The sequence below is a fragment of the Rhodococcus sp. 14-1411-2a genome (genome assembly GCF_002259485.1).
GTDB lineage: Bacteria > Actinomycetota > Actinomycetes > Mycobacteriales > Mycobacteriaceae > Rhodococcoides.
The window spans coordinates 255,984-268,317 of sequence record NZ_NPGA01000015.1; the positions used below are offsets into that span (position 1 = coordinate 255,984).

Consider the following 12,334-nt stretch of genomic DNA (forward strand, 5'->3'; position numbering starts at 1 on the left):
GACGCCGATTGTCTCAGGGCGTCCGCACCCCGGTTGCCACCAGTGTCCCGAGATCGATCGAATCGATTCCACGCTCGGTCAGCAGCGCGGAGAACTCGACACGGATCTGCGTCCGGGTCGCCTCGTCGAACGGTGTCAGTGCGCCCCGCATCGCGCTGCCCAGCACGAGATCCCACACGAACGACTCCGTCGCGGGAACGTGATTGGACAGCTCCACGACCTCGACATCGGTGGTGCCTGCCGCGGTGAGCCATGCGGACAGAAGGTCTACCGTCTCCATCCGCCGGATCGGGTGCTTGTCGTAACCGTCCTGCGCGAGTGGCCCGTCGTGCTCGCTCGGCGGTGAATGCGCGCCGATCACCTCGAAGTACGTGCCCGCGAACGCCTCGATCGCACCCTTGCGCCACACCGTCACCCCGACGCGACCGCCCGGACGAACCAGAGACACCAGACGAGCGAAATCCCCCTCGGGATCGGGCAGAAAGAAGATGCCGTACGAACAGGCCAACGCGTCGTAGCCGGCATCGGGAACCGTCGACGGCGGCTCCCACTCGGTGGCGTCGGCGAGGACGAAGTCGATGTTGCGCAGCGCACGGGCGGTGGCTTTCACCCGGCCCACCTCCAACAGGTCGTCGGCCAGATCGATGGCATGCACGAGACCGTCGGGGCCCACAGCCGCCGCCGCGGGAATCGCCGACGCCCCGGTGCCGGAACAGACGTCGAGAACCGCGTCCCCGGTGGCCAATTCGAGCGCGAAGGCGAGCGACTGCCCGGCCGGGCCCCACACCTGCGGCGTCAGGCCGTCGAACTCCCTGCTGGTGGCGTTGAAGGTGGCGGCGAGCGAGGCTGCGGTCATGACCGAAAATCGTAGACCGACAGGGTTACGAATGGCAGAGCTGTGAAAAGCTGGACCGCATGACACTCACCCGCGCCGCCCTCGCCGGAATGGTCGACCACACGCTGCTCAAGCCCGAAGCCACGCAGGCCGACGTGGCCGCCCTCATCGAGGAAGGTCGCGAACTCGGAGTGCTCGCGGTGTGCGTATCGCCCTCGATGCTGCCGATTCGCGCCGAGGGAATGCTCACCGCCGTCGTCGCGGGTTTCCCGTCGGGCAAGCACCATTCGTTGATCAAGGGATCCGAGGCCAGGCTCGCGGTACAGCAAGGTGCCGACGAGGTCGACATGGTGATCGACGTCGGCGCGGCCATCGCAGGCGACTACAACGCTGTGCTGGCCGACATCGTCACCGTCCGAGAGGGGATCGCCGGAAGCGCTGTCCTGAAGGTGATCATCGAATCGGCAGCACTGTCCGACGAGGCGATCGTCGAGGTGTGCCGCGCGGCCGAGAAGGCCGGTGCCGACTTCGTCAAGACGTCCACCGGATTCCACCCGGCCGGCGGCGCGAGCGTCGAGGCCGTGCGATTGATGGCAGAGACCGTCGGCGGGCGACTGGGTGTCAAGGCCAGCGGCGGCATCCGCACCACGGACGCCGCCCTGGCCATGATCGAGGCGGGCGCAACACGATTGGGACTGTCGGGAACACGCGCGGTACTGGACGGTCTGGACTAGAGCGACTGCGTCGCATGTGCACGCTGCGCCTTCGGGTCGTTCCGCAGGCTCCACTCCTGCCTCGTAGCAGGCTACGAGGTTCCGCGCACGTGGGTTAAGCGACGAGCGAGCAACCCTCGGGAGTCGGCTGGCTCTGATCCTGCTGGGTCACCGGAATCGTGTACTGCCCGCCTTCGAGGGTGAGCTCGATGCCGGAGTCGGTGACGGTCAGCGACGTCGGAGCCATGTCCAACGGGTAGGCCTGCAGGCTGTCGGTCAGCACGCCGACGACCGAGTCGACCAGATCGGTGGGAATGCCGAGACCCAGGATCGACGCGTCGACGGTCTGGACGTCGACTCTGCCGTCCACGACCTCCGGCTTGACAGTCAGATTCGCCAGAGCGCCGACGGCGAAGTCGAGGGTGCCCGCCGATGCGTCCGAGGTGACGCCGGAGACGATCGCACCGATGCCCTGGCTCTGCAGGGTGCGGGTGATGCCGTCGGTGGACCACGAGATGTCGGCACTCGAGCTGCCGATGGTGCCGCCGGAGTCGGCGGTCTGCGTCAGGTTCAGGTCACGTGCCTCGGCCTGGACGACCATGCCCTCGGCGGGTCCGAAGCGTGCGTCGTTGCTGTCGACGGTCACCGAGGAGACCTTCTTGTCGACCAGTGAGAGCAGGACCGGCTTCAAGCCGAGACCGACCTCGACCTGGCTGCCGAGCTCGGATTCGAGCTGACCGGCGAGGCAGGATTTGATTTGCTGACGCACGAACAACTCGCCACCGATGACGGCGACGAGGAGGACGACAACGACGGAGACTGCGATCAGCGGTGCTGTGCTGCGCCTGGCTGTGGATGACATTCCTGGCAGTCTTCCCGATGATTCTGAGCAAGCTCTGTGAAACTCGCCGAACCTGTGTAGCCGGTACCAAAGTTTGTGACCTGTAACACATTGTGACGTACTCTTGCGTTATGAGTACGACAGGACCGAGCGTGCACGAGCTGCACTCGTTGGCCACTCGTCAGGACGGCTATTTCACCGCCGAGCAGGCCGCTGAGCTCGGCTTCGATTCTGCGATGGTGCGCGTCAATCTGGCCACGAACACGTGGACTCGCGTCGAGCGCAACCTGTTCCGACTCGGCCAGTGGCCGCACAGCGAACTCGAACTGTTCGCCATGTGGTGCGCCTGGTTCGGCGGCGAGGCCGTGATCTCGCACCAGAGTGCGGCCGAGCTACACGGATTCGGGCACCTCCACCCGCAATTCGTGCACGTCTGCGCATTCGGCGACCTACGACTGACCGACACCAGGCTGGCGGTTCATCGTCTGAGGCTCGAGCCGCGGGACGTCGAATCGGCTGGCACGTTCAACCTCACCACCCCGGTGCGCACGGTGCTCGACCTCGCCGCAGGTGGCATCTCGCAGATCACCCTCGACGAGGTGGTGTGCGACGCCGTCGCGATCGGTCGCGTCGACCCGCACGCGCTGTACACCGAGGCCGGAAACAGCACCGATCGAGTGGCCGAACGCGTCGAACTGGCACTGTCCGCCTGTACGTAGCCGCGAAATCGGGTGCAGTTGACCGCGCTCACCGCGGTCAGCTGCACCCGATTCACGGTGCAGGTGCGACCGAGGACCACGGGACCGTGAGCACGTTGTCTCGCATTCGTCGGCGGGGGAGTGTGATCGGAAGACCTTGTTCGGCAAGCACTTTCATGGCGGCGCGCCATCGAATTCGAGGCCCGAACGGTGCCAGCGGTGCCGACACCGACCACGCTCTGTCGGCCCGTCGAAGCAGATCGTGCACGAGCTCACCCTCGATGTTGCGATGAATCAACACCTTCGGTAGCCGCTCCGCGATGTCCGACGGCATCTCGACGTCGAACGGATCCCATGCCAGGGTCAGCGAGCGCGGCCCATCGGCGTCGAGCAACACCCAGGCGCAGCGTCGACCGAGCTCGTCGCAGGTGCCGTCGATCAGCAGGCCGCCCGGCGCCAGGCCCGACAGAATGCGTTGCCAGGCAGCAGGTACCGCATCCTCGGGATACTGCCGCAGTACGTTGAACGCCCGGACCAGGTTGGGGCGCAATCCCGCCAGCTCGAAACCGCCGCGGGCGAACTCGACGCCGTCACTCCCCGGAACGACGCGTGCGGGGTCGATCTCCAGACCGGTGACTCGGAGATCGGGCCGGACGGTGCGCAGTCGACCGGCCAGCTCGAGGGTCGTGTTCGGCATCGCCCCGTACCCGAGGTCGACGACCAACGGGTTCGGTGATTCGAGCAGAACGCGTCGAACATCGGGACTGTGCATCAGCCACCGGTCGCTACGACGCAACCGATTGATGCCGGTGGTGCCGCGGGTGATGACGCCTTCGGGGGCAGGAGTGGAGCCTGCGGAACGACCCCTGTTCGGTTTGCTCAGGGCTAGGCGTTCTTTTCGAGCCAGTCGGCGGTTACTTCGCCTTCACCGCGCCACAGGTCGATGAGGTTGACGAGCATGAGTTGCTCGAGTTTGCCGCCGATGAACGGCAGGAAGACCTTGGCCTCGGAGGAGGTGCGCAGCGTCGAACCGCCGTTGGTGGGGAAGAGCGAGGTGGTGCCCTTCAGCGAGCCGGGTCCGGCCGGAATCGACGCGTCGTAGTGGCCCGCGGTGACTTCCTCGTAGGCGTCGAAGTGCACGTTGCGGGTGATGACCATGTCTTTCTTCATCACCGTCTGCGCGATGTCGGGCAATTCGGTGCGCGGGATGACGTGGTGCATCACGATGTCGATTCCGGCGTCGGACACCTCGAAGCTCTTCAGCTCGTTCTCCGAGTACTTACGCATCTCCTCGATGCGCGCATCCCAGTGATCGCGACTGGAGAGCGCTGCATAGACCTGCTGCGTCGAGTGGGTGAACCGGGCGGAGTAGTTCATTCGGCGAGCCATAGTGCGCCAGGCTAGCCGTTGCCCTGCGCGGCGATCCAGTTACCGGTGAAGTCCTGCTCGTTGTCGATGAGCGAGAGCACCTGCTCGCTGATCATCGCTTCGATCTTGCCGCCGAAGATGGGGACCTTGACCTCGGTGGTGCCGGCCAGTGCGATGGTCGTCGTCTCGCCGGTGGCGTCGAGCGTGGTGGTGCCGGTGATGCGGGCCGGTGCGCCTTCGACGGTCGCTCCGAAGGTGCCGGCAGCGTGGGTACCGTCGAAGGGTCCCCAGCTCTCGGTGCGTTCGATGATGAGGTCGCCCTTCTTGAACGCAGTCACCGCGGCCGGCAACTCCTCTTCGGGGACGGCCTGGGTCATGACGACGTCGATGGTGCCGTCGCCGACGGTGATGCTCTTCACGCTGGCGCTGGGGCCGCCGATCTGCTCGATGCGGTCCTTCCAGTACTGCTCGGACGTCAGTGCAGCGTGGACCTTGTCGGCGGAGGCGGGCACAGTCGAGCTGTGCTCAATGGGGCGAGGCATCCCCGCAGGTTACCGGGTGGGTCCGACGCTTGTGCGCGACCGGTAGCGTGAGAGTCCGTGCCTACTGCAATTTCGGAGCTCACCACCATTCGGGTGGGCGGCCCGGCCCGTGAATTCTGCGTCGCGACGACCGGCGACGAGCTGGTCTCCCTCGTGCGCGACGCGGATCGCGCGGAGACCGATGTGCTGGTCGTCGGCGGTGGATCCAATCTGGTCGTCGGCGACGAGGGGTTCGACGGCCGGGTGATTCGGGTGACCGGTTCGCGGCTGGACATCGACGGCGAGATCGTGACGGTCGACGCCGGTGTCGAGTGGGATGCCGTCGTGCAGGCGACGATCGAAGCGGGGCTGTCCGGCATGGAGGCGCTGTCGGGCATTCCAGGAACCACCGGCGCGACGCCCATCCAGAACGTGGGCGCGTACGGCGCGTCGACGTCGGAGTTGCTGCACGCTCTCACCGTCTACGACCGACAGACCCAGGAGACTTCGGTGTGGACGCCGGAGCAGTGTGGTTTCGGAACGCATCGATCGTCGGTGTTCAAGCGGTCCTCGCGGTACGTGATTCTGGACGTGAGCTTCGCGCTGAAGAAGACGACCGAGTCGCTTCCGGTGCGGTACGCGGCGTTGTCGGAGCGTCTCGACGTGCAGATCGGCGACGTCGTACCGGTGCCGGACGTACGCGCGGCCGTGCTGGCTCTGCGCGGTGAGCGGGGCATGGTGCTCGACGCCAGCGATCACGACACGTGGAGCGTCGGATCGTTCTTCCTCAACCCGGTACTGCCCGAGGTGCCCGAGGCCGCCGCGCACGCGCCCAGCTTCCCCGACCCCGCGGGAACCAAGATCCCGGCTGCCTGGCTGATCCAGAACGCGGGCTTTCCTCGCGGTTACGGCACCGAATTCGGGCGCGGCACTGCGGCGTTGTCGTCCAAGCACGTGCTGGCCGTCACCAACAGGGGTGGGGCCACCGCGTCGGACATCATGGCGCTGGCCGCGCACGTGCGAGACGGGGTGCAGGAGAAGTTCGGCGTTACGCTCACGCCCGAGTGTGACCTCGTCAACTGCGCGCTGGGTTAGGACCGGTCGAAACGGCGCATACGATGGAGCTTTGCAAGTGAAAGCTCGTAGGAGGTAAATCAGTGCAGGTCACCAGCGTGGGACATGCGGGATTCCATATTCGGACCGACGCCGGAAGCATCCTGTGCGATCCGTGGGTGAACCCGTCGTTCTACGCGTCGTGGTTCCCGTTTCCCGACAACTCGGGCCTGGACTGGGACGCTCTGGGTGATTGCGACTACCTCTACGTCTCGCACCTGCACAAGGACCACTTCGACCCTAAGAATCTGGCCGAGCACGTCAACAAGGACGCCACGGTTCTGCTGCCGGACTATCCGGTGCTCGATCTCAAGCACGAGCTCGAGAAGCTCGGGTTCCACAAGTTCTACGAGACGACGGACTCGGTCAAGCACACGATCTCCGGGCCCAAGGGCGATCTCGACATCATGATCATCGCGCTGCGTGCGCCCGCCGACGGTCCCATCGGCGACTCGGGTCTGGTCGTCTCGGACGGCAAGACCGTCGCGTTCAACATGAACGACGCGAGGCCGGTGGACCTGGACGTGATGACCGAGAACTTCGGTCCCGTTGACGTGCACATGCTGCAGTACTCGGGCGCGATCTGGTACCCGATGGTCTACGACATGGTCTCGCGCGCGAAGAAGAACTTCGGCATCCAGAAGCGTCAGCGCCAGATGGATCGGGCGCGCCAGTACATCGAGCAGGTCGGCTCGACGTGGGTGATTCCGTCCGCGGGCCCGCCGTGTTTCCTCGACGACGAGCTGCGCTCGCTCAACGACGTCTACGGCGACCCGGCCAACGTGTTCCCGGACCAGATGGTGTTCCTCGAGCAGATGCGACTGCACGGGCACGACAAGGGCCTGCTGATGATGCCGGGCACTGCCGCAACCTTCGACGGTTCCGAATTGCTCTCGCACGAGCATCCGATCCCGACCGCCGAAGCCGAGGCCATCTTCACCACCGGCAAGGCCGACTACATCGAGGCCTACGCCCAGCGTCAGGCGTCGGTCATCGCTGCCGAGAAGGCAGCCTGGGCCCCGGTCGAGGGCGAGCCCCTGCTCGAACCGATGCGAGGCCTGTTCGAGCCGATCATGGCGCAGACCGATCTGATCTGCGACGGCATCGGCTACCCCGTCGGAATCACGATGGGTGACGAAACCGTCGTACTCGACTTTCCGAAACGGATTGTGCGCGAACCGATTTCGGACGAGAAGTTCCGCTACAGCTTCACCATCCCACCGGAGCTGGTACGCACCGCCATACGTGACCAGGAGCCGGACTGGGTCAACTCGATCTTCCTGTCCACCCGCTTCCGGGCCCGACGCGTGGGCGGCTACAACGAATTTCTCTACACGTTCTTCAAGTGCCTCACCGACGAGCGCATCGCCTACGCAGACGGTTGGTTCTCCGAGGCGCACGACGACACCGCCACGATCACGATGGGCGGCTACGAGATCCAACGCCGCTGCCCACACCTGAAGGCGGACCTGACGAAGTTCGGCATCGTCGAGGGAAAGAAGCTCACCTGCAATCTGCACGGATGGGATTGGAACCTCGAGACCGGCCGCTGCCTCACCTCGAAAGGCCACGAACTGCGCACGCGCAAACTCTGAGTTCATTCCGCAGGCTCCACTCCTGCACCTGTGATCCTGCCCCCGAAAATCGGGGTAGTTCGCAGACGCAGGTACGTTGGACAACGTGCATGAGCAGGTAGAACAGACAAAACGGACGCGCACGGTGTGGTTGATCGCCGTGCTCGTCGCCTTGGTGGCACTCGTGGCAGGCTGCACCGTCGGATCGGGCGATGGCAGCTCGGGTGCCGCGGCCCCGACCACCGAGGCAGCTCCCGTCGCCCAGGTCACCGAGAACCCGGTCGCAGGTGCCGTCGACGTCAGTCCCGTCGCCCCGATCTCGGTCTCGGTCGCCGACGGAACGCTCACCCAGGTGGCGTTGACCAACCCCGACGGCAAGGTCGTCCAGGGCGCGCTCTCGCCCGACAAGACCTCGTATGCCGTCACCGAGCCCCTCGGCTACGGCGTGCAGTACACGTGGTCCGGCACCGCACTGGGCAGCGACAACAAGACCGTCGACATCACCGGGGCCTTCACCACCGTCGAACCCGACAGCCGTACGTCGGTGAGCACCAACATCGGCGACGGCCAGGAAGTCGGCATCGCCGCGCCGATCATCCTGCAGTTCGACTCGGCGATCGCGGACAAGGCGGCCGTCGAGAAGGCATTGACGGTGACCACCAACCCGCCGACGCCCGGCGCGTGGGCCTGGTTCCCCGACGACAACGGCTCGCGCATCCACTGGCGTCCCACCGACTACTGGGCTCCCGGCACGACGGTCTCGGTGGACGCCAAGCTCTACGGCGTGAACTACGGCGACGGCGCGTACGGTGCCGACGACGTCACCCTGAACTTCAGCATCGGACGCAGCCAGGTGGTCATCGCCGACGCGACCAGCCACCGCATGCAGGTGGTCCGTGACGGCCAGACGATCATGGACATCCCCGTCAGCTACGGCGAGGGCAACGAGGATCGCAACGTCACCCGCAGCGGCATCCACGTCGTCACCGAGAAGCACGAGGACTTCCTGATGTCCAACCCGCCGTTCTACGAGAACGTTCGCGAACGCTGGGCGGTGCGCATCTCCAACAACGGTGAATTCATCCACGCCAATCCGCTGACCACCGGAGTGCAGGGCGCGTCGAACGTCACCAACGGGTGCATCAACCTCTCCGACGCCGATGCGCAGGAGTACTTCCAGACGGCGATGTACGGCGACCCCGTCGAGGTCACCGGAACTCGCATCGACCTCTCGGCCGCGGACGGCGACCTGTACGACTGGGCCATCGACTGGCCGACGTGGGAGTCGATGAGTGCGGTGTGAGCGCTGCGCGCAGGTGAGCGAAAACTCGTAGCAGGGGTCGAGTTTCCGCTCACGTGCGGCGAAGCCGCTACGTGCGGGAGAAGCGCCCCGGACCGGCCTGGTCACGTGGCTTGATGATGATCTGGTCCAGGTTGACGTGCGAGGGGCGCGAGGCCACGAAGCCGATGACCTCGGCGATATCGCTCGCCACCAGCGGTGTGATGCCCTGGTAGACGGCATCGGCCTTGGCCGCGTCGCCGTCGAACCGGACGAGGGAGAACTCGGTTTCCACGGCACCCGGCGCAACCTCGGTCAAGCGAACCGGCTTGCCCAGCAACTCTCCGCGCAGCGTCCGATGCAGCACTGCCTGAGCGTGTTTGGCCGAGGTGTAGCCCGAACCGTTGTCGTAGGCCTCGAACGCGGCAACGGATGTGATGGTGACGATCAGGCCGTCACCGGAGTCGATCAGCTTGGGCAGCAACGACTTCGTCACCCGCAATGTACCGAGCACGTTGGTCTCCCACATCCAGCGCCAATCGTCGAGGTCGGCGTCGATCACCGGGGCCAAGCCCTTGGCGCCGCCGGCATTGTTGATCAGCACGTCGACGCGGGGAATGACCGCGGTGAACGCCGCGACCGAATCCTCCTCCGTCACATCGAGTTCGAGGGCAGTACCACCGATCTCCGACGCCAACTCCTCCAGCCGGTCGAGGCGGCGGGCTCCGATCACGACGTGGAATCCGTCGGCGGCGAGTTGGCGGGCGGTGGCCGCGCCGATGCCGGAGCTCGCTCCGGTGACGACGGCGATTCGGGCATCGGGGGAAATGTGTTCGGACGAGGTCATGGCGAAATTCTATGCCCGGCGTACCCCGTTCTTTCCGATGCCCGATTGGACACCGGACGCGAGGGTGCTAATTTTGGACCCATGTCCGCCAGTGAGACCACCGCGATGCGGGTCACCTATGTGACCGCGTCCCTCGGTTCTCGCTTGCCGCTTCCTCGGGAACTGTGTTGTCCCGGCCAAGGAATCTGTCTCTAGCCTTTCCGCTACGGGCAGTCGATTCGCGTGCCGTGGTCCCTTCGTGGCCGCCGCATTCACCCTTGACCTGCATCACTTCGCTCTTCCGTCGTTGTCCGTTCACGGCGGAGGTCTGCCACTGCCGAGGATCACAACGAATGTCCGTATCAACGCTGCACCACCACTCCGGCCCAACCTCCGTGCGGTCTCTGCCGAGGCCTCGATCGCGCGTCCAACTCGTCGCACCCGATCTGCGGATCGCCGACAGTCCCGCCGCGTCGGTGCTTCGAGTCGCCTGCGTCGAAGGGCCCATCTCGCGCGAGCGTGCCGCTCGCGCAACCGGTTCGAGTATCGCCACGGTCAACCGTCAGGTGTCGGCCCTGCTCGCCGTCGGACTGCTCCGCGAGCGCGCAGACCTGACGGCACCCGGCGCGATCGGACGCCCGCGGGTGCCGTTCGAGGTCAACCACGAACCGTTCTCTACCATCGGCATCCACATCGGAGCCGTGGTCACCGGCATCACCGTCAGCGATCTGCGCGGACGCATCCTCGGTGCCGTCGAAATACCCACGCCCGCCGGCTCTTCCGAGGCAGCGCTGGCGTCCGTCACCCGCAGCGCAAGTGCCTTTGCCGGACGTTGGCACCGCCGCACCCCGCTGTGGGTCGGGGTGGCGATCGGTGGACGCGTCGACACCACGAGCGGCACCGTCGACCACCCGCGGTTGGGATGGGAGAACGGCCGAGTCGCCGGCATCATCGGCGGTGGCCTGGGGCTGCCGATCTCGGTCTCCGGCCACGTCGAGGCCATGGCGGCGTCGGAGCTGCTCCTTGCACCGCGGCTGTCGGACAGCGATGTGGCGCAGAGCACCAGCGGAACGTCGCTGTACTTCTACGCCCGTGAGACCGCGGGCATGGCGCTGACCATCGACGGCCGCGTGCACACCCCCACGAGCGGACCGGGCTCCATCGCGCATCTACCCACCGGATCATCGGCGTTGTGCGACTGCGGGAATCGTGGATGCCTCGAGGCGTCCGTGAGCGATCGAGCGGTGGTCGCCGCAGCCGTGGACCGCAAAATTGTTGCACCGCAGCCTAATTCGAGCATCGCGGCGGTGTACCAGGCGGCGCGGGGTGGCTCGGAGGCGGCGCGGGAGCTGCTCGTCGAGCGGGTGCAGATTCTGGGTCGGACGGTGGCGCTGCTGCGCGACATGTTCAATCCGGACCGCGTCGTACTCGGAGGTCAGGCGTTCACCGCTTACCCGGCCGGAATTCCGCACGTGGGACAGGCCTTCGCTACCTATTCGACGTTGGAGCGCAGGGACATTCGGGTGACCGGCTTCGGTGACAAGGTGCAGGAGTATGCCGCAACCGTGGTCTCCCTCAGCGCCCTGTACTCCGATCCGCTCGCCTCGATGCGCAGAGCCGCCGCGTAGGTTCACTCACTATGAGCATGCCCGATACGAGCACCCGTGCAGCAGGACCGATCCGTCAGGCCACCGGCATCGACGGAGCCAACATCGTCTACCGCGTCAGCGGTGACCCTGCGGCGCGGCCACTGATCCTGCTGCACGGGTGGGCCCAGAGTTCGGCCTGCTGGGGCGAGGGACTGCTGGCCGACCTGGCCGAGCGCTATCGCGTTCTCGCGGTGGATCTACGCGGACACGGCTACTCCGACGCCCCGTCGGCCGGTTACGAAAACTCGAAGAACTGGGCGGGAGACGTGGCTGCCGTGCTGGCCGCCGAGAACATCACCGCCGACGCGGTGCTGCTGGGGTGGTCGTACGGCGGACTGGTGATCTGCGACTACCTCGCCGAACACGGCACGGTCGCGGTGGCGGGCATCGTGCTCGTCGGCGCGATCACCAGCATCGGCAGGGGAGAGGCAGGCGGCCGCGTCGGGACGGCGATGCGAGCGGCGATCCCCGGGGCGATGGCCGAGGAGCCTCGCGTCGCGATCAAGGCGCTCGGGAGTTTCGGGCACGCGCTGACCGGGCCAACGGACGGTAAGGGCACCGAAGCGCAGGCGCTGTTCGGGCTGACACTGTCCACGAGGCCACGGGTTCGCGCCGCCCTGTTCGATCGAGCGGTCGGCCACGACGACCTGCTGCGCGGCCTCGACATCCCGGCGTTCGTGCTGCACGGAACCGAGGACACCGTCGTCGACGTCTCTGCCGGACGGCACGCTGCGGAGCTGATTCCCACGGCGGTGGCGTCGTACTGGGAGGGCGTCGACCACGGCCCGTTCGTGGCCGATCCGCAGCGATTCCTCACCGAGGTGAGCGAGTTCGTCGACGGTCTCGGTGTGACGCAGGGCCAGCCGTGAGAAGGGGTAGTTATCGAGACGTAATGTGGAGGCGTGCACACTGAAGAA

General features: G+C 66.1%; 13 protein-coding genes. 7 read left to right on the forward strand and 6 right to left on the reverse strand.

The window, feature by feature from the left end:
- Window positions 1–13: 13 nt before the first annotated feature.
- The gene (locus tag CH291_RS14860; protein ID WP_094687902.1) at window positions 14–856 is read right to left on the reverse strand and encodes a class I SAM-dependent methyltransferase; all 843 of its coding nucleotides are present in this window, start codon (window positions 854–856) and stop codon (window positions 14–16) included.
- Window positions 857–915: 59 nt separating this feature from the next.
- Here CH291_RS14860 and deoC point away from each other — a divergent pair, with 59 nt between their 5' ends.
- Complete coding sequence (gene deoC / locus CH291_RS14865) at window positions 916–1,569, forward strand: deoxyribose-phosphate aldolase (protein ID WP_373455131.1); 654 nt, start codon at window positions 916–918, stop codon at window positions 1,567–1,569.
- Between the two features lie 94 nt (window positions 1,570–1,663).
- Here the strand turns inward: deoC and CH291_RS14870 are convergent, their stop codons facing one another.
- Entirely contained in the window at window positions 1,664–2,410 is a 747-nt protein-coding gene (locus CH291_RS14870) for an LmeA family phospholipid-binding protein (protein ID WP_068046137.1), read from the reverse strand.
- A gap of 110 nt (window positions 2,411–2,520) precedes the next feature.
- Between CH291_RS14870 and CH291_RS14875 the strand changes: the two genes are divergently transcribed.
- Complete coding sequence (locus tag CH291_RS14875; protein ID WP_094687904.1) at window positions 2,521–3,108, forward strand: type IV toxin-antitoxin system AbiEi family antitoxin domain-containing protein; 588 nt, start codon at window positions 2,521–2,523, stop codon at window positions 3,106–3,108.
- Between the two features lie 52 nt (window positions 3,109–3,160).
- On the opposite strand, the gene CH291_RS14880 is transcribed toward CH291_RS14875, so the two are convergent.
- From CH291_RS14880 to CH291_RS14890, 3 genes are all read right to left on the reverse strand, one after another.
- On the reverse strand, window positions 3,161–3,859 hold the full coding sequence (locus tag CH291_RS14880) for a class I SAM-dependent methyltransferase (RefSeq protein ID WP_256980854.1): 699 nt from the start codon (window positions 3,857–3,859) through the stop codon (window positions 3,161–3,163).
- A 113-nt stretch (window positions 3,860–3,972) separates the two neighbouring features.
- Complete coding sequence (locus tag CH291_RS14885; RefSeq protein ID WP_032380350.1) at window positions 3,973–4,476, reverse strand: DUF2505 domain-containing protein; 504 nt, start codon at window positions 4,474–4,476, stop codon at window positions 3,973–3,975.
- An 11-nt stretch (window positions 4,477–4,487) separates the two neighbouring features.
- Window positions 4,488–4,997 (reverse strand): DUF2505 domain-containing protein, encoded by a 510-nt coding sequence (locus CH291_RS14890; protein WP_068046123.1) that lies wholly within the window; start codon window positions 4,995–4,997, stop codon window positions 4,488–4,490.
- A gap of 57 nt (window positions 4,998–5,054) precedes the next feature.
- Between CH291_RS14890 and CH291_RS14895 the strand changes: the two genes are divergently transcribed.
- The 3 genes from CH291_RS14895 (at window position 5,055) to CH291_RS14905 (ending at window position 8,966) form a co-directional block, all read left to right on the forward strand.
- Complete coding sequence (locus CH291_RS14895; protein ID WP_094687906.1) at window positions 5,055–6,071, forward strand: UDP-N-acetylmuramate dehydrogenase; 1,017 nt, start codon at window positions 5,055–5,057, stop codon at window positions 6,069–6,071.
- A 62-nt stretch (window positions 6,072–6,133) separates the two neighbouring features.
- Complete coding sequence (locus tag CH291_RS14900) at window positions 6,134–7,684, forward strand: MBL fold metallo-hydrolase (protein WP_094687907.1); 1,551 nt, start codon at window positions 6,134–6,136, stop codon at window positions 7,682–7,684.
- Window positions 7,685–7,769: 85 nt separating this feature from the next.
- The gene (locus CH291_RS14905) at window positions 7,770–8,966 is read left to right on the forward strand and encodes a L,D-transpeptidase (protein ID WP_179276548.1); all 1,197 of its coding nucleotides are present in this window, start codon (window positions 7,770–7,772) and stop codon (window positions 8,964–8,966) included.
- Window positions 8,967–9,033: 67 nt separating this feature from the next.
- Here the strand turns inward: CH291_RS14905 and CH291_RS14910 are convergent, their stop codons facing one another.
- Entirely contained in the window at window positions 9,034–9,789 is a 756-nt protein-coding gene (locus CH291_RS14910) for an SDR family NAD(P)-dependent oxidoreductase (RefSeq protein WP_094687909.1), read from the reverse strand.
- 332 nt (window positions 9,790–10,121) lie between these two features.
- Here CH291_RS14910 and CH291_RS14915 point away from each other — a divergent pair, with 332 nt between their 5' ends.
- Together CH291_RS14915 and CH291_RS14920 are read left to right on the forward strand one after the other, a co-directional pair.
- Window positions 10,122–11,396, forward strand: coding sequence for an ROK family protein (locus CH291_RS14915; RefSeq protein WP_179276549.1), 1,275 nt, complete (start codon window positions 10,122–10,124; stop codon window positions 11,394–11,396).
- An 11-nt stretch (window positions 11,397–11,407) separates the two neighbouring features.
- On the forward strand, window positions 11,408–12,286 hold the full coding sequence (locus CH291_RS14920; RefSeq protein ID WP_373455132.1) for an alpha/beta fold hydrolase: 879 nt from the start codon (window positions 11,408–11,410) through the stop codon (window positions 12,284–12,286).
- Window positions 12,287–12,334 lie beyond the last annotated feature (48 nt).